Here is a 22,133-nt window from a genome sequence, read left to right as displayed (position 1 = left end):
GCGATGTCAGACTTTCTGACAGGATTCGCTTTCTTCCTGATCATCGAGGGGCTGGTGTACGCACTGGCCCCTTTGGTTTTGGTGGAAATGGCGAAGCGTTTGCCGTATGTCCCCGAACATCAGCTTCGACTGGCGGGGCTCGTTTGCGTGGCTGCCGGGGTCGGACTTGTATGGTTGCTTCGAGGATAATGCGAAATGCCACATAAACTGCTGATCCGGCTGGTCGATGCCGAATACGCCATCACCCGCCTTAATATCGGCTCCAGCATGCCGGAATGGCTGCCGGGGCCGGGCTTCTGGACCGTGTCGAGCTCGCGCGAGGAGATGACGCTGGTCTGCCGGGCCGCCCGCGTGCCGTCCAGCGTCCAGAGTTCGCTCGGCTGGCGCTGCTTCCGTGTCGAGCAGCATTTTGCCTTTGACGTGCCCGGCGTGCTCGCCTCGGTGCTCCGGCCGCTTTCGGATGCCGGCGTCGGCGTCTTTGCCAATTCGACCTTCAGCACCGACTACATCTTCGTTGCCGGCTCCGATCTCGACAAGGCGGTCCAGGCGCTGAAAGACCACGGTCACGAGCTCACCACCTGATCAGCCACGCCCGGCCTCGACGTAAAGGCTTGGCAGGGAACGTCCGTCCTTTCGCACCCTTGCGCGCAAGGATCAGGAAATCGTGTTTGGACCCTTCCGAATTCCGCCTTATCTTCAGAGGAAAGTCGGACGTCGCGGTCTTGCGGCTTGCGTTTGTCAAATCTGCCGCATAAGCCCGGCCGGCGGTTTCGGTCGAGGCGGAATTATGCGAAGAATCAAAGTGCTATGGTGTGCCGGTGTCACCGCACACAGCCAGAGGAGCTGAAGCGAATTGTCCACGCGATCAAAATCCCGAGTACACTCGCTTGGCGCCTCCCTCGGCGTTCTGGCGCTCGCAGGCGCGCTCGCCTTCAGCAGCACCGCGCTCGCCCAGAACACGGCGATCCGGCCGCCGAGCAATGGCCCGGCCTCCGTCGCCGATCTGGCCGCCGGACTGCTGGATGCCGTCGTCAACATCGCGACTTCGCAGAAGGTCAAGAACGACGATGATGCGCCGGCGCCGCAGGTGCCGGAGGGCTCGCCCTACCAGCGCTATTTCGACGAATTCTTCAAGGGCCAGGGCAATCAGGGCGGTAACCGCCAGCGCACGGTCGAATCGCTCGGCTCCGGCTTCGTCATCGATCCCTCTGGCTACATCGTCACCAACAACCACGTGATCGAGGGCGCCGACGACATCGAGATCAACTTCGCCAATGGCAGCAAGCTGAAGGCGAAGCTCGTCGGCAAAGACACACAGACCGATCTCGCGCTGCTGAAGGTCGAGCCGAAGGCGCCGCTGAAGGCCGTGCCTTTCGGGGATTCGCGCAAGATGCGCATCGGCGACTGGGTGATGGCGATCGGCAACCCGTTCGGCCTTGGCGGTTCCGTTTCGGTCGGCATCATCTCGGCGCGCGGCCGCAACATCAACGCCGGCCCCTATGACAATTTCATCCAGACGGACGCTGCGATCAACCGCGGCAATTCCGGCGGGCCGCTGTTCAATATGGCCGGCGAAGTGATCGGCATCAACACGGCGATCATCTCGCCAACGGGCGGCTCGATCGGCATTGGCTTCTCCGTGCCGACCGAACTTGCCGCCAATGTGGTACTTCAGCTCAAGGACTTCGGCGAGACGCGTCGCGGCTGGCTCGGCGTGCGCGTCCAGCCTGTGAACGACGATATCGCCGAGAGCCTGAAGATGGACGCGCCGCGCGGCGCGCTCGTCTCTGGCATCATCGAAGGCGGGCCGATCACGCACGGCGAGATCAAGGCCGGCGACGTCATCGTCAAATTCGACGGCCATGATGTCGGCGAGGTGCGCGACCTGAAGCGCGTGGTCGCCGAAAGCCCCGTCGGTAAGGCGGTCGATGTCGTGGTGATCCGCGACGGCAAGGAACAGACAGTCAAGGTGACCCTCGGACGCCTCGAGGATGGCGCGCTTGCAAGTGCCGACGCGGCAACCGGCGACGAGGGGTCGAAGGCTGACAAGCCGGAGGCTGCGCCGCTTCCAGCGACCGACGTCGTGCTCGGCATGAAGCTTGCGACGCTCAACGAAGAGGCGCGCAAGAAATACGGCATTGCCGAAGACGTGGACGGCGTTGTCATCACCGAGGTCGCGCCGAATTCGGTCGCGGCAGAGCGGCGCGTAGAGGCGGGCGACGTCATCGTCGAGGTCGGTCAGGAGGCGATGGAGACGCCCGCCGACGTGGCCGACCGGGTCGAGGAGCTGAAATCCAGCGGCCGTCGCCACGCCGCCCTTCTGATCTCCAACAAGTCCGGCGAATTGCGCTTCGTCACCGTTCGGGTGGAGTAGGGCGCATCGCGCCTTCCGGCAGTTGCGGTTGCGGCATCGGATCGATGCCGCAGCGCCGCTTTCGGTCGACGCCGATTGTCTGAATCTTTTCAGTGCTATCGCCCCTGGGGCTGAGAGGCTGAATCCACATGCTCAGGTTTTGATTCAACGCTGCGGTCCGGCCGACGGGCCGCAGCGTGCTCATGATGGGCACAGACACGGCCCTTCATCCCGCTGCCGCGACCTTCTCCCCGCTTGCGGGGGAAAAGGTTAGGGTGAGGGGCATTCGAGAAGTGGTGAGGTGCACTTCTTTCAGCAGTCGTCGCTCGCTTGCCTGGGGTGCGGGGACGGCTTGCGCGCCGGCTGGAAGGTCATCAGCCTGAGGGCTTCGAACAGAATTTCGATAATCGTATGCATTGCCGCACCTCCTTTCTTGCAAGCATTTCACTCCACTTGCCGGCACCCCTCAAACGAGTTTACAGTCTCCTTCGGATAACTTGAGGTTATGCATGAAGCGCGGCCGACTGCCCCTGACAGCGTTGCGGAGTTTCGAGGCGGCCGGGCGACTGGAGAGTTTCACACTGGCTGCATCGGAGCTTTTCGTCTCGCAGGCGGCCATCAGCCGGCAGGTGCGCGAGCTCGAAGAGCTGATCGGCCGGCCGCTGTTTGAGAGGCTCCACCGCAGTGTGCGGTTGACGGCCGATGGTCAGGCGCTGCTCGGCACGCTGACGTCTGCCTTCGACATGGTGGGCGAAAGCCTCGACGCGCTCTCGGGGCGGCGGTTGTCGCAGACGCTGAAGGTCAGCGCCGAGCCATCCTTTGCCGGCTGCTGGCTGGTGCCCCATTTGCAGGAATTTCAGGAGGCGCATCCGGAGATCGATCTGGTGATCGATGCGGAGTCGCGGCTCGCCGAGTTTCGAAGCGGCGAGGCCGATATCGCCATCCGCCACAGCTTGACCGCGCGCTCCTGGTCGCGGGTGGAGACGCGGCCTCTTGCCGAGGTGGAGATGGTCCCGGTGATCACGCCTGCGCTTGCCGGCGCCGGGCGGCCGCTCGACCGACCCGAAGACCTGTTGCAGCATCCATTGTTGCATGAGGATAACCGGCAACTCTGGGAACAATGGTTTGCGGCGGCCGGCACCGCGCCGGTGAAGCTTGCACGCGGCGCGATCTTCGCCGATGGCTCGATGGTGCTGCAGGCGACGCTGCGCGGCAGCGGCGTCGGCCTCATCGACCGCGACCATGCCCGCGACGACATCGCCGCCGGCCGGCTGATCCAGCCGTTCGACGCCTCAGTGCCCTATGGCGCGTTCTTTATCGTGGCGCGGCGCTTCGAGGCGCTGTCGGAGGCGGCCAGGGCCTTTGTCGACTGGATCGAACGGAGCTACCCGGGGGCGGGGCGAAAGCGGTGAGGAGGCCCTTATCCTCAGGGCGAGCGCTTGCCCCTCTTCCGCCTGCCGGCACCGTCTCTCCGCACGCGGGGAGACGGAAAGATATGGCGAACGCCCGCCATTCTTCAGAGGTGGTTGGGTAGTGCTAGTGCGGCTGGCGTCTCTCTTCCCGCCTGCGGAGAGAGATGTCCGGCAGACAGAGAGGGCAACTCACGAAGCGGCAGCTTATTTCCCGGCCTTTGAACGATGCGCCCGCCATTCCTCGGCGCTGATCGCATAGAGCACATGCCGAACCAGGGTCGGCTGATCGGTTGGGACGCGGGGGTGGTCGAAGTCGCGGCTTGGGTCGCGGTGCATGCCGATCCGTTGCATGACAGCGGTCGAGCGGGTGTTGGCGGGAACCGCGAAGGAGACGACCTCGCTCAAGCCCTTTTCCTCGAAGCCGTAGCGCAGCAGGGCGTTGGCCGCTTCGGTGACGTAGCCCTTGCCCCAGTAGGGCGGAGCCAGTCGCCAGCCGATTTCGACCGTTCCTTTGGGCAGGTGCGGCTCCAAATCCGTGAGCGCGAGGCCGCAGAAGCCGATTGGCTTGTCGTCGGCCTTGAGCGCCACGGCGAAGAAGCCGAAGCCGGTTTCGGCGATGCCCTTGCCGACGCGATCGAACAGCGCGTCTGATTCCGCGCGGCTGCGGCGGAAGGGAAAGAATTCCATCACCTTGGGATCGCTGTTGATCGCGAAGAAGAGATCGCGATCGCTTTCCTTCCAGGCGCGGATGCGCAGCCGCTCAGTCTCGGCAATGATCATCCGGCGAAATCCGTCTTGCGATAGCCCTGCAGATAGAGAAGGGCGGTGAGGTCGCCGTGGTCGATGCGGACCTTGGCCTGCTCGGCAACGACGGGCTTGGCGTGCAGCGCCACGCCGGTGCCGGCAAGCTGGATCATGCCGAGATCGTTGGCGCCGTCGCCGACAGCAAGGGCATCGTCCGTCGAGATGCCGAGGCGGTCGGCGATCTCGATCAGCGAATCGACCTTGGCCTGCTTGCCGAGGATGGGATTGGCGACTTCGCCAGTGAGGATGCCGTCTTCGGCGATCAGCGTATTGGCGCGGTTCTCGTCAAAGCCGAGCATCTCGGCGATCGGGCCGGTAAAGACGGTGAAACCCCCGGAGACGAGCGCGGTATAGTGGCCCTTGCTCTTCATCGTTGCGATCAGTTGTTTTCCGCCCGGCGTCAGCGTGATGCGCTTGGCGATGACCTCGTCGACGACGCCAAGTGGCAGGCCCTTCAGAAGTCCTACGCGTTCGATCAGCGCCGGCTCGAAGGCGATCTCGCCGTTCATGGCGCGGGCGGTGATCGCCGCCACCTTGTCTTTCAGGCCGACTTCGGCGGCGAGTTCGTCGATGCATTCCTGGCCGATCATGGTCGAGTCCATGTCGGCGATGAGCAGTTTCTTGCGGCGGCTCTCGGCGTCTTGCACGGCGACATCGACCGGTGCATCGCCGATCACGCCGCGCAGCAGGGTTTCGGCGGCATCCGGATCGGTGCCGTCGGTCAGCGCGATATCGCAGGCGATGCCATCGGCGAGCCAATAGAGGCCGGATGCCTTGACGGCGTCAGCGGCTGCTTCCGCCAGTGCTGGCGTCAGAACAGGATTTGACGGATTGGCGATAAGCGTGGCAACGAGAGCCATGGACAACAACCTTGATACCGAGAGCGACGCGATCCTGATAACCGGGCCGACCGCCAGCGGCAAGTCCGCGCTTGCCGTCGAACTGGCGCGCCGACACGGCGGCGTGGTCGTCAATGCCGACAGCATGCAGGTCTATGACACGCTGCGGCTGTTGACGGCGCGGCCGGACGAGGCCGACATGGGCGGCATAGGGCACTGTCTTTACGGCCATGTGCCGGCGGCATCCGCCTATTCCACCGGTGCCTGGGCGCGTGAAGCGCAGGCATTGGTCGCTCAGCTCAAGGGCGAGGGACGCTTGCCGGTTTTTGTCGGCGGCACCGGGCTCTATTTCAAGGCGCTGACCGGTGGTCTCTCGGACATGCCGGAGATCCCGGCGGCGATCCGGGAAAGGCTGCGCGAGCGGCTGAAGGCGGAAGGGGCGGAGGCGCTGCATCGCGACCTCGAAGCCAGGGATCCGGAAACGGCGGTGACACTGAAGCCCGGTGACGGCCAGCGGATCGTGCGGGCGCTCGAAATGGTGGAGGCCACCGGCAAGCCGATCCGCTTCTTCCAACAGCAGACCGGACCCATGATCGTCGACCCGGACCGGGCTACAAAATATGTCGTGCTGCCGGAGCGAAAGCTCCTGCACGACCGCATCAACCGTCGCTTCCAGTTGATGCTTGCCGGCGGCGCGATCGACGAAGTGCGGGCGCTGCTTGCGCTCGAGCTGCCGTCGGAAATGCCCATCATGAAGGCGATCGGCGTCAGCCAGATCGCAGCCCTTTTGAAGGGCGAACTCGACGAGGCCGAAGTGATCGAGATGGGCGCTGCGGCAACGCGACAATATGCCAAGCGGCAGATGACCTGGTTCCGTAACCAGCTCGACGACAGCTGGCAGCGCATTTCGAGCGCCGAGGAGGTGCTTTGACGAGCGCCGTTGCTGCGGATCAGTCGGCGAGGTTCAGCTGCCAGGACACGCCGAAGCGGTCGGTGACCCAGCTGAAGCGCTGGCTGAAGCCGTAATTGTCGAGTGGCATCAGCACTGCCCCGCCTTCGGCGAGCATGCCATAAAGCGTGATGATCTCATCCTCGCTCTGGCATTCCACGAAGAACGAGAACGACGGGGTGAAATCGAAGGCGTGCCGGACCGGGCTGTCGATGCACTTGACCCGCTGCGCGCCGAGCCGGAAAAGCGCCACCTTGACGCTGCCTTCGGGACCTTGCTCATCCGGTCCATAGCGCTCGACTTCCAGCACCTCGGCATTCGGGAACAGCGAGACGTAGAAGGCCATGGCGTCGTCGGCGACGCCATCCTGGAACATCAGAAAGGGCGTGATGCTTGTGACCATGGCGCGCTCCCGTTGTCGTCGGTGTCAACAAAACCGGCTGACTGATCCTACCCCAGGATGTCGCCACGACAACGGTCGGCCCGCGGCAAAGTTCCCTTGCAGGATAGGCGCTGATGCCTTGCTGTGAGCGGGGCGGCCCCGCAGGTTCGGGCGGCGCATGCCATGTCCCGATCATGACAGACGAGCAGAAAACGTCTCCTGACAGCGCGGAAATCCGTCTGTCTCCCGATGAAGCCCTGGTGCTCTTTGAACTTCTGTCGCGTTGGAGCGAGGAGAACGCAGTTCCAACGCCGGACGCCTCCTGTTTCGAAAGCACGGCCGAATGCGCGGTGCTGCTCGCAGTGCTGGCAGACCTTCAAAAGCAGTTGGTCGCACCCTTTCGCGAAGACTACGGCGAAGCGGTGAAAGCGGCACGCCGCCGTCTGGCGCCATCGTGGGATTACCCTGACCTCAGGGGGTGATTTGCCTGCTTGTGCCTACGCTTGATCGGCTCACACCAGCCACGCCAGCAGCGGCCACAGCACCAGTCCGATCCCGATGATGCTGGTCGCAAACAGGGCCGAGCGCAGCACGGGAATGCCGATCGCATAGGCGAGCCAAAAGGCGAGCCGTGCCGAAAGCCAGACGATCGCACCGAGTTCCGTCGTCGTGTTGTTTGCGCCGGTGACTTCGACTGCAAGCAGCGCGGACGCGGCGAAGGGAAAAGTCTCGAGGAAGTTTGCCTGCGCGCGTTTCAGCCGTCCGACGAGGGGCGTTGGCGGCGGCCCGGCCGCTTCGCGCGAAGAGAGCGACCAGGCCAGTCCGTTCTGGCGCGTCTGGAGTTGCGCCGCGACAAAAACCTGGATGATGCCGAAGATGCAGCCGAGCGCCAGCACGGTCATCTCCACGCTCATGGCCGCGCTCCGAAAGCCGTCTCGAACTTTACTGTCGCGTGTGCCTGCGCCATGTCAGCCATCGTGCTTTCCTCCGGCATTGTTTGCTGAAAGCACGCTAACTCTCTGGTACGATATCGTAAATACGGACAAAAAGGATAGTACGGGGGGCGCCGACATGACGGAACAAGCCGTGGCATCGGACCGAGGTGTCGGGCCGAAAGTGTCCAGCCTGACCGGTCTCGACATGAGCCATATCCGGCTCTGCCCCGCCATCGCCTTCAACCAGATCGTCGGCGGGCGCTACAAGCTGCACATCCTCTGCGTGCTCGAAGGCGGGACGCACCGCTATGGCGAAATCGGACGGTCGCTGCTTCGTGGCGGGCTCGGTAAGCCGATCACCCCGCGTATTCTCAGCCGCGAACTGCGGGAACTGGAGGAGCGGGGCCTGATCAGTCGCCGGGACTATCCCGTGGTGCCGCGCAAGGTGGAGTACAGCCTGACCGACCATGGGCGGGCGCTGATGCCGATCCTTGCCGAAATCGTCCGCTGGGGCGCAACGGGCGCGCACGAGCAAATCCTCGGGATATGACTTCCTCCTGCTCGGCCCTTCAAAACGTCGAGAAGGCTGTCGCGCTCACGCTTTCACGGCCGAGAAGAAGAGGAAGCGCGGTTTGGTCGTCAGGCTCCTGTAGGCGTCCGGAAAGAGCGTGCGGGCACGCGGATCGGGCTCCGGTTCGCTCACCGTCTCGGTGGCAAATCCGGCTGATTTGAGCGCATCGAACATGGCGTGCAGCGGGCGGTGCCAGAAGCGCATGTGGATGGTCCTGCCGCCCCGTTCCCAGGTATCGTCGAAGCGATAGGTCTCGAAATAGTTGTCGTGACCGGAAAGGGAATGATCCATGAACGGATGGTGCGTGGAAAACACCAGGCGGCCGCCCTTCTGCAGAACCCGGTTGAATTCGGAAAGCGGGAGCGACCAGTCCTCCAGATAGTGCATGACGAGGGATGCCACGATGAGGTCGAAGGCACCGTCGTCGAACGGCAAGGGTTCGCCCAGATCGGCCCTCAGCAATTGCGCACGCCCGTCGAGGCGTCGACGGGCGATGTCCAGAAGACCGGCGCTGCGATCGATGCCGGTCACCGTGGCGCCGCGCTCGATGAGCGCTGCCGCGTGCGCTCCGCCGCCGCAACCGGCGTCGAGCACCCGAAGCCCGGCGACGTCGCCGGCGAGTGCCAAAGTCGCCGGCCGCTCGTAATAGGCGTTCCAGGCGTTGTTCTCGTTGTCGGCATCATAGGCTGCCGCAAAGGCATCGTAGTCGTTCTCTGGCAAGGTCTTTTCTCCGCTGCCACCGAAAGGCGTGCGCGATCAGATGTCGAAGCGCTTGAAACTTCTATTCTATCGGTCTGCGACGCCATCGGGCAACGCTGCTTGTGCCGTTCTGTTCGGGTGCCCGGAGCCACGGCCGCATTGGGGCGGGCCGAAGCATGCCAATCGCGTTAACGTGGAGCGGCCCCTGGAGGCCCTTCGGTCGCAAGGACGCGTGCGACCACCCAGCGAGCCGCTATTCCACTCCAGAGTTGTTCACGCACTGCGGCCCGCAGCGCATGTCTGGACAAAACGCTTTTACATCTCTGGTTGTCATCGGGCAAATGGGGCGCCCGCAGTTTCACGCGTTCGCTGCCTAGGTCTTGCGGATGATGCTGCCGAGGGGCCGCTTCAACAGGCTTTCGCGCAGCGAGCCCTGGCGCGGCCGCTCGCCGGACGCCGGGTCAGCCGTTTGCGAACGGCGTTGGGCCTGATCGGCCGGGGATGGCTCGTTCAAGAGCTGCTGGCGGATCTGATTGAAGCGCTCCAGCTCCGGATTGACGGGGGCAGGCGCGCGCGGAAGCATGTCCGGACGATAGGGCTCGATCTCGACCTGCGGCTCGCTGAGGCCCGGTTGCGGCTCGGCTTCTGCCGTGGCGCCCAGTTCGGTCTCCCAGCGCTGCTCTTCGCTCACGGTCTGCGCCGCCATGTAGCTCTGCTGGAAGTTCGAAATATCCGGCCCGTTGATGGCGCGCATGCGGCTGACGATCGCGCGCAGGTCAACGGTCGGCGGATGGTCCTCGTCGATCCGGTCGATGATCCCGTGGGCGCGCGGCAGGCGCTCCTCGGCGATGCGAGAAAAGCGCATGCGCATCGGCACGGCCACCGCCTCGCCGAATGCGATAGCCTCGCCATTGCCGATCGAGGAAATGAAGCTGGTCGTCGATGTCGACGAGTTCGGAATGGCCGAGCGGATGATGTCCTGGTCACGGTCGTTGGCAAGCCGCATGGCAAAGACCGTCGAGCACTGCGACAGGATCGTCGGGTCGAGTTCGCCGGGGCGCTGGGTGATGATGCCGAGCGAGACGCCGTATTTGCGGCCTTCCTTGGCGATGCGGGCAATGGCCTGGCGGGTCGGCAGGAAGCCGAGCGACGGATCGGCGGGCACATAGCGGTGTGCTTCCTCGCAGACGACCAGCATATGGATGCCGCCATTGCTCCAGAGCCCGATTTCAAACGCCATGCGGCAAAGCACCGAAGCGACGGAATTAACGACTTCCGAGGGGATGCCGGCCAGCTGGAAGGTGGCGATCGGCCGGCCGTCGCCTGGAATGCGGAAAACCCGGGCGATCGTGTCCTGGATCGTGTCGGTGATGGTGTTCGACGAGAACATGAAATGATAGCGCGGATCGTTGATCGCCGAGACGATCTTGACCTTGAGCGAGCGCAGATGCGGCTTGTCGTTGCGCCCTTCGAGCCGGCCGATGCGCTCGTCGATCAGCGCCAAGAGGTCGGCGATGCGGTAAGGCACCGGCGTGTCGGCGGTGATCGAGCTCTTTTCCGTCTGGCGCCGCACGATGCCGGCGTCGCCGCCGCCGCGGAAGGCCTTCTTCGCCTCGGGGATGATGTCGCGCAGCATGTCGAGCTCGTCCGGCGGCGCCGGGCGGCCGCGGAAGATCACCTCTGCGAACTCCTCCAGTCGGAAGAACCAGAAGGGCAGGTCGAGCGTATCGGTGTCGATGACGACGGCAAGGTCGGGGAAGGCGGCGGCAAATTCGTTGTGCGGGTCGAGGATCAGCACGCGCAGCTTCGGATCGGCAATGATCGCCTTGTTGAGCAGCAGCGTGACGGCGGTCGACTTGCCGACGCCGGTCGTGCCGACGATGGCGAAATGCTTGGCGAGCATCGAGGGCACGTGAATGGTTGCGTCGAGGCTCTCGTCCTGGGTCAGCTTGCCGATGATGCAGCTGTCGTTGCGGCCGGAATCGTAGATGCGCGCAAGGTCGGCGCCGCGGATGCGGTGGGCGATGGCGCCGAGATAGGGATATTGGCTGATACCGGCGGAAAACTCTTCACGACCGTCGGGTCCCCTATGGACCTCGCCCATCAGTTCGACTTCGATGCGGAAGGTGTTGTTGGTCTCTTCGCCCCATTCGCTGGAGGCGGTTTGCATCGAATAGACCAGCGCCACCACGCGGTTCCTGCCGACGGAAATGGAAATCAGCCGGCCGACGGACCAGAGTTCGGTCAGCGACGTCTCGCCGCTCTCTGCGATCGCAGCGATCGTCGCGCGCGCGCCGTTGCAGGCAACCACCCGTCCGAGGAACCGGTTGCCGGGCTTCAGGCCGTCACGGCGATCCTGCTCTCCGGCACGGATCGAGGAATGAAGTTCATTGTTCAGCAACGCGAGAAACCCCGGCAATACGGCGCTTCATGTTAGCCAAGGGGATTTAACAAGTGGTTTCGAGATGTTGCACGCTCGAGCACGCGGGGCACGGGCAGCGGCATGGCGACTTGCGCACTCCGATTTAGTTCCCTGTCAGAGCGATAGCCGGCCGGCCATCCTCCTCGCCGAGCTACCGTACTGCCAGCGCATCATGAAGTACGAGACGGTCAGGAGGAGGGCCATACCGCCTGCGATCACGAGACAGAGAACCATGTCCAGAGACATCAGCAGGGAGACGAACTGCTGCCGGTTGACGTAGTAGGCGATCTCATAGCCTGGGTCGCCAAATACAAACGCCATGACGTAGACCCAAGCAGCAATTGCAACACCCGGCAGAATGCTAATTGCCGTGGCTAAGCCCAAGGAGACGCGGGCCAGTTTCGCTTTCTCTTCTTCCGTCGGGCATCGGCGATGCCTTTGCACGAAACGGCTGGCTGTGGCGGTAGCCGATGACAATGTCTGCGCAAACCAGACGCCGTATGCAGTTCCCTTCGGTATCGGGCCAACAAGGGTCTCGTAGGCGAACATCCCGGCCACGCAGACTCCTGTCAACGCCAGGCAAACGAGGGCGAAGTAGCGGTAATATGGCGTCAGCGACACGGTCGGCGTCATGCGTGGTTCCTGGCGGGCGGTTGTGGCGCCACTTGGCATGATTAGCGCATAACTTGCAAGATTGTGCGCTCTCCCTGAGCAAACTGTCGGGAAAGCTCGCCGACGTTGGCCGGACTGTGTGACGCCTCAGCCCTCCGATGGTTTGATGCCCTGAGCAAACGACCGGAACAGCGCCCGCCCTTCCGGCCAGTCACTCAACCCGCTCTTGCCGTTGATATGGCCGACGGCGCCGGCTTCGGCGAACCGGCTGCCCCATTGCGCCGCCCGCATCTGCGCGTAGCCGATGGTGCCGAAGGGGTCGTTGGAACTCGCGACGATAAGGGAGGGAAAGCGGAAGCGTTCCGTCGGGACCTTGGCGAAGCTGGCAGCCTCCGCCGGGAAGGCCGCAGACGTCGGATCGGGAACCGCCACGAGAAAAGCGCCGGCGATCGGACGGGTGCGGACCGCATGCCAATGGGCGACGAGCAGACAGGCAAGGCTGTGGGCGACGAGAAGGGGCGGCTCGCTTGCTGAGGCAATGGCGCTGTCGAGCGCCTGGATCCAGTCGGCAAGCTGCGGACGATCCCAATCGCCCGGTTGGAAACGGCGCATCTGAGAGTCTGCATACTCCCATCGGGTTTGCCAGTGCGCCTCGCCGGAACCGCCGATGCCGGGCAGGATGATGATATCGTTCATGTCGTCCTCTCATCTTCAACATGGGGGAGACTGCCAGCTTCCCTTGACCATCTGAATGCGCAATCATCGGAAAGTGCGGCCGTTTGCCGATGGATTGAAGGTGAAATATGGCGGTTGACTGTTCTGCCCTCGACCCGACCGATATCGCGATCATCGAGGTATTGCAGGAAGACGGACGCATCGCGATCTCGGAGCTCGGGCGGCGTATGGGTCTGTCGCAGCCGGCGACCTCGGAGCGGGTCAAGCGGCTGGAGGAGCGCGGCATCATTTCCGGTTATGGCGCACGCATCGATGCGGCACGCCTCGGGCTTGGCATGATGGCGGTGATCCGCCTGAAGACGACGCACGAACATATCCGTGCATGCCTCAAGCAGTTTTCCGAGATGCCGCAGGTGATCGAGGTGCTGCGGCTGACCGGCGAGGACTGTTTCCTTCTCAAGGTGCTGGTGCCGACGCCGGGCGAGCTTGAAACGATCGTCGACACGATCGCGCGCTATGGCGCCGTGACGACGTCGCTTGTCTTGAGCGGCGAGCCGGAAAAGCCGATCGGGCGGGCGCTGATCCAGCGGGTCTGAGACTGGGCGCCGGGCACGCTCCGACTTGATGAAAGTCAATGCAGAACGCGAGAGGACGCGGGATAATTCAACCATAGGCCAGGCACGTCCGTTCGGGTGACCGTCAGGGGCGTTGCCGGCCACGGACGCTCGAAGGGCGAGCGGGAAGCGGGCGAGGGGAAGCCATGAGCGATGCAATTGCCTATTTTCGTCGGACACCCATACTCTGGCTGATCGTCTTCGTGCCGATCGCGATCGCCGGCGAGCACATCTGGCCGGACGCCCATACGCTGCTTTTCCTGCTGTCGGTGGCGGCGATCGTGCCGCTGGCGGCGCTCCTGAGCCAGGCGACGGAGGCGGTTGCGGCCCGCACCGGCGACACGGTCGGCGCGCTCTTGAATGCAACGCTCGGCAACCTGACCGAGCTCGTCATCGCCCTGATGGCACTTGCTGCCGGCCAGTATCTGCTGGTCAAGGCCTCGATCGCCGGCGCGATCGTCACCAACACGCTGTTCATGCTGGGTGGTTCGTTTCTGCTCGGCGGGCTCAAGTTTCACCTGCAGGAGTTCAACCGGGTGAATGCGCGCTTTCTGGCGAGCCTCCTGTTCATGGCGACGATCGCCGTGCTCGTGCCTTCGCTGATCGGTGCTGCCGACGGCCAGCCGCAGACGGCTTTCACCCAGCAGCTGAGCGCCGGCCTCTCCGTCCTTCTCATCATCACCTATGGGCTCTGGATGCTGTTTTCGCTGAAGACCCATCGCGAGCTGTTCGTCTCGGCCACTTCCGAGCATGGCGGTGATGAACCGCACTGGCCGCTGGCGACGGGCATCATCGTGCTGCTGGTGGTGACCGTTCTTGTGGCGCTCGTCAGCGAAGTTTTCGTCGGCTCGGTGCAGGTTGCGGCAGAAGAGCTTGGCATGACGCCGGCCTTCGTCGGCTTCGTTGTCGTCGCGCTCGTCGGTGCTGCGGCCGAGATGGCGACGGCTTTCTCCGCTGCGCGCAAGGATCGGCTGGACCTGAGCGTCGGCATAGCGCTCGGCAGCGCCGTGCAGATTGCGCTCTTCGTCGCTCCGCTGCTGGTGCTTCTGAGCTACGTGCTCGGGCCGCAGCCGATGGACCTGCAGTTCTGGCCGGGGGCGATCGTGATGATGCTGGTCGCGACCATGGCCGCGACGCTGCTTTCCAACGGGGGGCGGTCTGCCTGGTACATGGGCGTGCTGGCGCTCACCGTCTACGTGATCTTCGCCATGACGCTGTTCCTGCTGCCGCCGCAGGTGTAGCCCTGCGGTCGGCTGAAATCAGCGCCCGCCGGCCGCAATCAGGCTGCGGGCGCAGTCGAGGATGGTGGCGTTCACCGGCCTCGGCGCAAAGCCAAGCAGGCGCCGGGCTTTGTCGGATGACAGCGCAAACTTGCGACCGAGCAGCGGGGCCAGCGGCTTCAAATCGGCGCTGAGCGGGGCCAGCAGCCGCACGAGCGCGGTCGGCAGCCGTCGCGTCGGCACCTTGCGGCCATCGACGCCGAGGCCCAGGCGCAGCGTGGCGGCGATCTCCTCCATCCATTGGAAGTCGCCGGCGGCGAGAAAGCGTTCGCCTGCGGCCTCAGGCGCGGTCATGGCGGTGACGTGCAGGTCGGCGAGATCGCGTACGTCCACCACCCAGAAACCGAGGCGCGGCAGGAACCGCGGCCGGCCGCCAACGAGGTCCCCGATGATCTTCACCGAGCCGAGATTTTCGCTCGAAAGCACGGGACCGAAGACGGCGCCGGGCAGCACCGTGGCGAACTCCGTTGCCTTGCCCTCCATGAACTTCCAGGCGGCACGTTCGGCGAGGATCTTGGAGACCCGGTAATTGTCGAATTGCGGGTCGTCGGGGTCGGCCCAGCGCGTCTCGTCGCTAGCAAGGCCTGAGTCCAGCGGCGGCCGGGTCGTGGCGGCCGCCGAAGTCATCACCACACGCCGGACGCCGGCATCGACGGCGGCGGAAAGCACCCGCAGCGTGCCTTCGCGAGCCGGCGTAACATAGGCGTCGCGACCGCCGCCGGGAATGCCGCCGAGCGGCGACGCGACGTGCAGGACATAGGTGCAGCCCTCCATCGCCTCGGCCCAGCCGTCATCTCCGGTCAGATCGGCCCTGGCGAAGGACAGTCGGTCTGTCGCGTCGCTGACGGCGGCGATCGAGCGCCTGACGGCGTCGGCCTTTGCGAGATCGCGCAAGGTGGCGCGAACGTGGTATCCGCCTTCGAGCAGAGAGACGATGCACCAGCGGGCGACGAAGCCGGTGCCGCCGGTGACAAGAACACATTCATTCATCGGTTTTCATCTTCTTTCGTTGCGTCAGTCGCAGGTCCTGTGCATGGCCGCGAAGGGCTTGCGCCGGCTGATCCGGTAGACGGAGGCGGGCGGGAAGTTTCTGATGGTGCCGCCGATGCGCCGGGCGCGAAGGCCGAGCCGGTCGAGCAGCGGCCGCGGGATGGGGCAACGCGGACCGTAGGTGAACTGGTAGAGGTGGCCACCCGGCCGCATGTGCAGGAAAATACCGGAAAGGATTGCCATAACCTTGCGGGTGGGCATGGAGAGCAACGGCAGGCCGCTGACCGCAGCGCCGATGCCTGCGGGAATTTCGGAATGACCATCGGCAAGCCGCGCCGCGTCGATCGAAAGAATGGTGGAGGCCGGGAAACGCGCCTTCAGGACGGCAGCAAAGTCAGGGCCGGATTCGACCAGCACAAGGTCTTCCTCGCGCACGCCCCGCTCGATCAACGCGCGCGTGAAGACACCGGTGCCGGGACCGAGTTCGAGCACCGGGCCATAGCGAGGGTCGATCTCGCGCGTGATCAACCGGGCAAGCGACCGGGAGGACGGCGTGACCGAGGCGACGCGCAGTGGATCTGCGAGCCAGGAGCGGAAGAAATGCAGGCTGTCGCCATAGGCGCAAATGCTGGTCACGTGAGGCTCCGTGGATGGAATGAAGGCTGTCTTGCAAGGCGCGTTGCAGCGGCAAGTCTACGTCTGTATACTTCCGATTCATGATCATGTCTACAGGTGTATACTAAGGAGGGGCCATGCCTGCCAAAAAGGGGGCTGCTGAAAAAGGGGGCGCAGAAAAGCGGCCTGCCGAAAAGGACGGGCGCCGCCGCGACGCGAACGCCACGCGCGCCGCAATTCTTGAGTCCGCACGCTCCGCCTTCATCGCCTCGGGATATGAAGGCGCCGGTGTGCGCGAGATCGCTGAAGGGGCCGGGGTTACGGCGATGCTGATCAACCGCTATTTCGGTTCAAAGGAGGGGCTCTTTGCCGAAGTGCTTTCGACCGCCAACCAACGGCCGATCATCGCCACGCCGGAGACGCTCAGCGCACCGGACCGGGCAGCGCGCATCGCAAGCGCGCTTTTGAAGGTGACGGAGCCGGAGGCAACCGCGCTCGACGGCTTCCTCATCATGCTCCGCTCAATCTCCAACGAGCGCGCGGTCGATATCGCGCGACAGGTGGTCGAAAGCCACCACCAGAAGAACGTCACGGAGGCGCTTTCAGGCGCGGATGCAGGTCAGCGCGCGGCGCTGCTGATGTCGCTTGTCGCCGGCGTGCAGATCATGCGCCAGGTGGTGGGGCTGGAAGCGCTGAACAAGGGGCATGACGCCGAGCTCGAGCGCCTGCTCGGTGATCTCGTCGCCAGGCTTGTCGATGAGTAGGGGGGTGCCTCCGTGCGCTCCGGCAGGGATCGCAGGCCTCTCACGGAGGCAGGCTTGGAGCGCGGGGGTCTATTTTGGGGCGTTCATATCGAACACGACCCAACGGAAGAACAGGTAGATCGCGCCGAAACTGAGGAGGAGAGGTGTGAGCACGGAAAGGTCAAGCATCTCATTGCCTTTGTTTTTAAGCTGCATCATGCAGCCAAGCTAATTTGCCACGTCAAGTGTTAATGGCCGGTGCATGCGGACGCGGCCGACCTCCAAAATTGCTCTGGTATCTGCCGCTTGACCTCAACCAAGCTTGAGCTCTTACAAACCTCTCCATCGGCGTTGGGCCGAACGCCATCTTCGGCCCGGATCCGGCCCGAGGAGCCAGCGATACGCGACATGGAGGATGCATGACCGAGCAACTGCTTTTCCGAAACCTGATGAGGATTACTCCCGGCCATCTCGAACCGTTCCGCGAGGCGGTGCGCAGCGCGATCGCCTTCGTCGAAGAGCATGCGCCGCAGTTGATGGTGCGGACGTTCATCGACGAGAAAGAGATGCAGGCGGTGAGCATCCAGCTCTACCGCAATTCTGAGGACGTGCTCCGGCACTGGCAAATGTCGGATGCACACATCAACGACGTCTCCGCCCACTGCACGGTGGAGCGGCTCGAGGTCTATGGCAATCCGAGCAAAGAGGTGGCCGCGGGGCTGGCGCCGTTCATCAACGATGGCCGCGGTTCCATCATGCCGTCGCTTGTCGGGTTCTCGCGGTTCTAGCGACACGGACTGCGACGCGCCGGAGAGCCGGCGCGTCGCGCGCAGATCAGCCTGACGGAGCCGTTGCGGGTCGTTGCCGCGAGGCCTGCCACAACACCAGCAGCGCGACCGCGAGAAGCAGCGCGTCTGCAGTCGGCATGGCGAACCAGATGCCGGGTTCGCCAAAGGTCGACGCGTAGAGTGCGACCAGCGGCATGGTGAAGAGATAGGGCCTGGCAAGCCCCAGGATCGCCGCCCGGCGCGCATCGCCGATCGCCTGGAAATAGCTGCCGAGCATGATCAGCGGTCCGGAGAAGACGTACATCGCGACCATCACCGGCATGATGCGCGCGACGTCGGCGATGACCGCATCGTTGTCGACGAAGGTCGCGCCAATCGGCCTGGCAAAGCCGAGGAGCAGCACCTCGACGGCGAGGCAGTAGAAGAACGCCACAAGCATGCCAAGCCGCAGCATCCTTTCTGCCCGGTCCGCGAGGCCGGCGCCGACATTGTTGCCGACGATCGCCTGCATCGCCTGGCTCAGGCCCAAGAGCGGCAGCAGCGCGAAGGTCATGATGCGGGTGATGATGCCGTAGGCGGCGACCGTGGTGGCGTAGTTTTCGGCCGCCGTCTTCTGCAGCGCCGCCATGATCGTCACCGACACCAGCGCCATGCCGATGAAGCCGAGGCTCTGGGGGCTGCCCAGCGCGATCATGCGGCTCCATCCCGTCAGCGGATTATGCCGGAGGAGGGCGGAGAGCCGCAGTTCCGTGCGTCCGAACAGGCGGAAGAGGGCGATGAGGCCGAGCGCGAGGAGTTGCGCCAGCACGGTGCCGGTCGCGGACCCCGCGACACCCATGTCCAGCAGCGCGATCAGCACATAATTGAGGGCAAGGTTTGCGAGCGAGACCAGCAGGCTGAGGCCGGCCATCAGCCCGGCGCGTCCCTCGCATCGGAGCGCATCCGATTGCACTGCCAGCAGGAACTGGACGGGCGCGCCAAAGATGATGATCGCGATATAGCGCTCGGCCATGCTGGCGAGCGGCCCCGGACCATTGGTGAGCGTCAGCACCAGGCGGTCGCCTAAGGCTGCGAACAGCGCGATCAGTGCAACAGCGATCGTCAGCGCCAGCATGTGGGCGCCGGCGAAGACGCCGCGGGCTTCAGCAAAGCGGCCGGCGCCGAGATGGCGGGCAAGCAGGCTCGCCATGCCGCTGACGACGAGGGTGGCCAGCGCCACGGTGAGAATGAAGATCGGAAACACCGTGGTCACGGCGCCGACGGCTTCGGCGCCGACATAGATGCCGAGCATGATGGCATCGGCCACCGTCAACAGCCCGTTCATGCCCATGACGAAGATGATCGGCAGCGCCGTTTTCAAGAAGATCGCGCCGAGCGGCGCGGTCAAGTAGGCATTCGGCTTGGAGGTGTCCTTGGACATCCCGCACTCCTGTTCTCGCATTTCGATTGGGAAGAGGAGGGGCTCGCATTGCCTGCCACACGAAATGCGATCGGGGCGAGAGGATATCGTCAGAAGTCAGATTTCACCGAGACTGGAAGCCTGCGAGCGGCGGGGATCTGAAGCCCGGAAAGGGAGGTAGCGCCAAGCCGCATCGCCGTCAAGCCGGGGGACGATGACCCTTGCGCGTCATGAGACAAGCGGTGCCTTGCCGTAGTCGCTATGGGCCTGTTCGCGCAGCTTTCTCGGACGGTTTGCGCAACAATGTTCCGAGAAAGCGCCGGATCGTGTAACGAAAAGCCGTTGACGCCTCAGGCATTTGTGTTTATCAACTCGGCCCATGAAAAATTTTGCGGTTATTCTTGTGGTGGGACGGCGCATGGGCAGGATGGTGTAACCATCCGGCGGTAGCCACCCATGCGCTGAACGAGGCTCCTGACGGGGCCTTTTTTTATGCCTTCAAACAAGCTAAGCACCCAACTGGGAAAAGGGACGGAAGCAAGTCAATGAGCGGTACAGAAAACCAGATGACAGGCGCGGAGATCGTTCTCCAGGCACTGAAGGACAATGGCGTCGAGCATATCTTCGGCTATCCCGGTGGCGCCGTGCTTCCGATCTACGACGAAATCCACCAGCAGGACGATATCCAGCACATCCTCGTTCGCCACGAGCAGGGCGCCGGCCACATGGCCGAAGGCTATGCCCGCTCCACCGGCAAGGTCGGCGTCATGCTGGTCACCTCCGGCCCAGGTGCTACCAATGCGGTGACGCCGCTGCAGGACGCGCTGATGGATTCGATCCCGCTCGTCTGCATCTCCGGCCAGGTTCCGACCTCGCTGATCGGCTCCGACGCATTCCAGGAATGCGACACGATCGGCATCACCCGGCCGTGCACCAAGCACAACTGGCTGGTTCGCGACGTCAACGATCTCGCCCGCATCATCCATGAGGCCTTCCGCGTCGCTCAGTCCGGCCGTCCGGGTCCTGTCGTTGTCGATATCCCGAAGGACGTCCAGTTTGCGACCGGCACCTACACGCCGCCGTCTGCCGTCCCGACCCAGAAGAGCTACCAGCCGAAGAAGCAGGGCGATCTGAAGAAGATCGAGGAAGCGGTCGAACTGATGCGCAATGCGCGCCAGCCGATCATCTATTCCGGCGGCGGCGTCATCAATTCCGGCCCCGAAGCCTCGCATCTGCTGCGCGAATTGGTCGAGCTCACCGGTTTCCCGATCACCTCGACGCTGATGGGGCTTGGCGCCTATCCGGCCTCCGGCAAGGCCTGGCTCGGCATGCTCGGCATGCACGGCACCTATGAGGCCAACATGGCGATGCATGACTGCGACGTCATGATCTGCATCGGCGCCCGCTTCGACGACCGCATCACCGGCCGCCTCAACGCGTTCTCGCCGAACTCCAAGAAGATCCACATCGACATCGACCCGTCGTCGATCAACAAGAACGTCCGCGTCGACGTGCCGATCCTCGGCGATGTCGGCACGGTTCTGGAAGACATGGTTCGCCTCTGGCGCGCCGCTTCCAAGTCGACCGACAAGGCACGTCTCTCGGACTGGTGGGAGATGATCACCAAGTGGCGCGCCCGCAATTCGCTCGCCTATGCGCCGAACGACGACGTCATCATGCCGCAATATGCGATTCAGCGGCTCTATGAGCTGAGCAAGGACCGCGACACCTACATCACCACGGAAGTCGGCCAGCATCAGATGTGGGCAGCCCAGTTCTTCGGCTTTGAACAGCCGAACCGCTGGATGACCTCGGGCGGCCTCGGCACCATGGGCTACGGCTTCCCGGCGGCGATCGGCGTGCAGGTCGCGCATCCGAACAGCCTCGTCGTCGACATCGCCGGTGACGCCTCGATCCAGATGTGCATCCAGGAAATGTCCTGCGCGGTCCAGTACGGCCTGCCGGTCAAGATCTTCATCCTCAACAACCAGTACATGGGCATGGTGCGCCAGTGGCAGCAGCTGCTTCACGGCAACCGCCTGTCGCATTCCTACACCGAAGCGATGCCTGACTTCGTCAAGCTGGCGGAAGCCTATGGCGGCGTCGGCATCCGTTGCGACAAGCCGAGCGAGCTCGATGCAGCGATCCGCAAGATGATCGACACGCCGGCGCCGGTTATCTTCGATTGCCGCGTCGCCAACCTCGCCAACTGCTTCCCGATGATCCCCTCGGGCAAGGCCCACAACGAGATGCTGTTGCCCGACGAAGCCACGGACGAAGCGGTCGCCAACGCGATCGACGCCAAGGGCCGTCAGCTGGTCTGAGATAGGTAGAGGAACCACTCACATGAACGCACACCTTCAACCGACCGGCTCCGCCTACTTCATCGCCAAGGAGACCGAAGTCGCCGAAACCCACACGCTTTCGGTTCTCGTCGACAACGAACCGGGCGTCCTTGCCCGCGTCATCGGCCTGTTCTCCGGCCGCGGCTACAACATCGAGAGCCTCACGGTTTCGGAAACGGAACACGAGGCGCACCTGTCGCGCATCACCATCGTGACGCGCGGCACGCCGCACGTGCTCGACCAGATCAAGAACCAGCTGGAACGGCTGGTTCCGGTCCACCGCGTCGTCGACCTGACCGTGCGCGCCGCCAGCCTGGGCCACGACCGGCCGATCGAGCGCGAACTGGCGCTCGTCAAGGTACACGGCTCGGGCGACCACCGCGTCGAGGCTCTGCGCCTTGCCGACGCCTTCCGCGCCTCGGTCATCGACGCCAACATCGATCACTTCGTCTTCGAAATCACCGGCAAGCCGTCGAAGATCGAGCAGTTCATCGCCATCATGAAGCCGCTCGGCCTCATCGAGGTCTGCCGCACCGGCATCGCAGCGATGAACCGCGGCCCGCAGGGCATGTGATTTTGCCGAGGTGAGGGGGCTCGCGTGCATTCTTGCGCGCGAGATTTTCCGAGCGGAATTGCTCCTCGTACTTTGTGCGGAGGCTGCCCCTCACCCCAGCCCTCTCCCCGCAGGCGGGAGAGGGGGCGCTCG

General features: G+C 64.0%; 24 protein-coding genes. 13 read left to right on the top strand and 11 right to left on the bottom strand.

Annotated features, from left to right (window positions below):
* Positions 1-3 precede the first annotated feature (3 nt).
* The 4 genes from IB277_RS10630 (at position 4) to IB277_RS10615 (ending at position 3,765) form a co-directional block, all read left to right on the top strand.
* Positions 4-189, top strand: a complete 186-nt coding sequence (locus IB277_RS10630) for a DUF2065 domain-containing protein (RefSeq protein WP_034792618.1) — start codon at positions 4-6, stop codon at positions 187-189.
* A 6-nt stretch (positions 190-195) separates the two neighbouring features.
* Positions 196-582 (top strand): ACT domain-containing protein, encoded by a 387-nt coding sequence (locus IB277_RS10625; protein ID WP_034792627.1) that lies wholly within the window; start codon positions 196-198, stop codon positions 580-582.
* A 271-nt stretch (positions 583-853) separates the two neighbouring features.
* On the top strand, positions 854-2,374 hold the full coding sequence (locus IB277_RS10620) for a DegQ family serine endoprotease (protein WP_051659253.1): 1,521 nt from the start codon (positions 854-856) through the stop codon (positions 2,372-2,374).
* 488 nt (positions 2,375-2,862) lie between these two features.
* Complete coding sequence (locus tag IB277_RS10615; protein WP_090294296.1) at positions 2,863-3,765, top strand: LysR substrate-binding domain-containing protein; 903 nt, start codon at positions 2,863-2,865, stop codon at positions 3,763-3,765.
* Positions 3,766-3,969: 204 nt separating this feature from the next.
* Here IB277_RS10615 and IB277_RS10610 read toward each other — a convergent pair whose 3' ends face one another.
* Positions 3,970-4,545 (bottom strand): GNAT family N-acetyltransferase, encoded by a 576-nt coding sequence (locus IB277_RS10610; RefSeq protein WP_060515966.1) that lies wholly within the window; start codon positions 4,543-4,545, stop codon positions 3,970-3,972.
* On the bottom strand, positions 4,542-5,429 hold the full coding sequence (gene serB, locus IB277_RS10605) for a phosphoserine phosphatase SerB (RefSeq protein ID WP_110818673.1): 888 nt from the start codon (positions 5,427-5,429) through the stop codon (positions 4,542-4,544). Before serB ends, IB277_RS10610 begins: the two co-directional genes overlap by 4 nt.
* Between serB and miaA the strand changes: the two genes are divergently transcribed.
* Entirely contained in the window at positions 5,428-6,339 is a 912-nt protein-coding gene (gene miaA / locus IB277_RS10600; protein WP_034792634.1) for a tRNA (adenosine(37)-N6)-dimethylallyltransferase MiaA, read from the top strand. The two genes, serB and miaA, sit on opposite strands and share 2 nt — an antisense overlap.
* Before the next feature lie 19 nt (positions 6,340-6,358).
* On the opposite strand, the gene IB277_RS10595 is transcribed toward miaA, so the two are convergent.
* The gene (locus IB277_RS10595) at positions 6,359-6,760 is read right to left on the bottom strand and encodes a VOC family protein (protein ID WP_060515969.1); all 402 of its coding nucleotides are present in this window, start codon (positions 6,758-6,760) and stop codon (positions 6,359-6,361) included.
* Positions 6,761-6,933: 173 nt separating this feature from the next.
* On the opposite strand from IB277_RS10595, the gene IB277_RS10590 reads away from it, so the two are divergent.
* Positions 6,934-7,221 (top strand): hypothetical protein, encoded by a 288-nt coding sequence (locus tag IB277_RS10590; RefSeq protein WP_090294291.1) that lies wholly within the window; start codon positions 6,934-6,936, stop codon positions 7,219-7,221.
* Between the two features lie 30 nt (positions 7,222-7,251).
* Here IB277_RS10590 and IB277_RS10585 read toward each other — a convergent pair whose 3' ends face one another.
* Positions 7,252-7,653 (bottom strand): MAPEG family protein, encoded by a 402-nt coding sequence (locus tag IB277_RS10585; protein WP_090294289.1) that lies wholly within the window; start codon positions 7,651-7,653, stop codon positions 7,252-7,254.
* A gap of 157 nt (positions 7,654-7,810) precedes the next feature.
* On the opposite strand from IB277_RS10585, the gene IB277_RS10580 reads away from it, so the two are divergent.
* A complete protein-coding gene (locus IB277_RS10580; RefSeq protein ID WP_244546700.1) occupies positions 7,811-8,224 on the top strand; it encodes a helix-turn-helix domain-containing protein in 414 nt (137 codons plus the stop codon).
* Between the two features lie 45 nt (positions 8,225-8,269).
* Here IB277_RS10580 and IB277_RS10575 read toward each other — a convergent pair whose 3' ends face one another.
* The 4 genes from IB277_RS10575 to IB277_RS10560 form a co-directional block, all read right to left on the bottom strand.
* Positions 8,270-8,965 carry a class I SAM-dependent methyltransferase gene (locus IB277_RS10575; protein ID WP_090294288.1) on the bottom strand — a complete coding sequence of 232 codons (696 nt, stop codon included), beginning with the start codon at positions 8,963-8,965 and terminating at the stop codon, positions 8,270-8,272.
* Between the two features lie 352 nt (positions 8,966-9,317).
* Entirely contained in the window at positions 9,318-11,345 is a 2,028-nt protein-coding gene (locus IB277_RS10570; protein ID WP_089043633.1) for an ATP-binding protein, read from the bottom strand.
* Positions 11,346-11,480: 135 nt separating this feature from the next.
* The gene (locus IB277_RS10565) at positions 11,481-11,999 is read right to left on the bottom strand and encodes an ABZJ_00895 family protein (RefSeq protein ID WP_034792648.1); all 519 of its coding nucleotides are present in this window, start codon (positions 11,997-11,999) and stop codon (positions 11,481-11,483) included.
* A 126-nt stretch (positions 12,000-12,125) separates the two neighbouring features.
* Positions 12,126-12,674, bottom strand: coding sequence for an alpha/beta hydrolase (locus IB277_RS10560; RefSeq protein ID WP_090294286.1), 549 nt, complete (start codon positions 12,672-12,674; stop codon positions 12,126-12,128).
* Positions 12,675-12,781: 107 nt separating this feature from the next.
* Between IB277_RS10560 and IB277_RS10555 the strand changes: the two genes are divergently transcribed.
* Together IB277_RS10555 and cax are read left to right on the top strand one after the other, a co-directional pair.
* The gene (locus IB277_RS10555; RefSeq protein WP_090294285.1) at positions 12,782-13,249 is read left to right on the top strand and encodes an Lrp/AsnC family transcriptional regulator; all 468 of its coding nucleotides are present in this window, start codon (positions 12,782-12,784) and stop codon (positions 13,247-13,249) included.
* Positions 13,250-13,413: 164 nt separating this feature from the next.
* Positions 13,414-14,508, top strand: a complete 1,095-nt coding sequence (cax, locus tag IB277_RS10550) for a calcium/proton exchanger (RefSeq protein WP_034792668.1) — start codon at positions 13,414-13,416, stop codon at positions 14,506-14,508.
* Between the two features lie 18 nt (positions 14,509-14,526).
* On the opposite strand, the gene IB277_RS10545 is transcribed toward cax, so the two are convergent.
* Together IB277_RS10545 and IB277_RS10540 are read right to left on the bottom strand one after the other, a co-directional pair.
* Positions 14,527-15,537 carry an NAD-dependent epimerase/dehydratase family protein gene (locus tag IB277_RS10545; protein ID WP_110818672.1) on the bottom strand — a complete coding sequence of 337 codons (1,011 nt, stop codon included), beginning with the start codon at positions 15,535-15,537 and terminating at the stop codon, positions 14,527-14,529.
* Between the two features lie 24 nt (positions 15,538-15,561).
* On the bottom strand, positions 15,562-16,173 hold the full coding sequence (locus IB277_RS10540) for a class I SAM-dependent methyltransferase (RefSeq protein ID WP_090294282.1): 612 nt from the start codon (positions 16,171-16,173) through the stop codon (positions 15,562-15,564).
* Positions 16,174-16,289: 116 nt separating this feature from the next.
* On the opposite strand from IB277_RS10540, the gene IB277_RS10535 reads away from it, so the two are divergent.
* Together IB277_RS10535 and IB277_RS10530 are read left to right on the top strand one after the other, a co-directional pair.
* Positions 16,290-16,916 carry a TetR/AcrR family transcriptional regulator gene (locus tag IB277_RS10535; RefSeq protein ID WP_090294281.1) on the top strand — a complete coding sequence of 209 codons (627 nt, stop codon included), beginning with the start codon at positions 16,290-16,292 and terminating at the stop codon, positions 16,914-16,916.
* Between the two features lie 398 nt (positions 16,917-17,314).
* Positions 17,315-17,683: a hypothetical protein gene (locus IB277_RS10530; RefSeq protein WP_090294279.1), complete on the top strand. Its 369-nt coding sequence runs from the start codon at positions 17,315-17,317 to the stop codon at positions 17,681-17,683.
* Between the two features lie 46 nt (positions 17,684-17,729).
* Here the strand turns inward: IB277_RS10530 and IB277_RS10525 are convergent, their stop codons facing one another.
* Positions 17,730-19,103, bottom strand: a complete 1,374-nt coding sequence (locus IB277_RS10525; RefSeq protein ID WP_210207567.1) for an MATE family efflux transporter — start codon at positions 19,101-19,103, stop codon at positions 17,730-17,732.
* 524 nt (positions 19,104-19,627) lie between these two features.
* Here IB277_RS10525 and IB277_RS10520 point away from each other — a divergent pair.
* Positions 19,628-21,406: an acetolactate synthase 3 large subunit gene (locus IB277_RS10520; protein WP_034792684.1), complete on the top strand. Its 1,779-nt coding sequence runs from the start codon at positions 19,628-19,630 to the stop codon at positions 21,404-21,406.
* 22 nt (positions 21,407-21,428) lie between these two features.
* Positions 21,429-22,001, top strand: a complete 573-nt coding sequence (gene ilvN, locus IB277_RS10515; RefSeq protein WP_034792687.1) for an acetolactate synthase small subunit — start codon at positions 21,429-21,431, stop codon at positions 21,999-22,001.
* Positions 22,002-22,133: the final 132 nt, after the last annotated feature.

It is taken from the genome of Ensifer sp. ENS07 (assembly GCF_014852185.1).
Taxonomy (GTDB): domain Bacteria; phylum Pseudomonadota; class Alphaproteobacteria; order Rhizobiales; family Rhizobiaceae; genus Ensifer; species Ensifer adhaerens.
The sequence above is the reverse complement of the archived record's forward strand: the minus strand, read 5'-3'. Positions and strand labels throughout refer to the sequence as shown.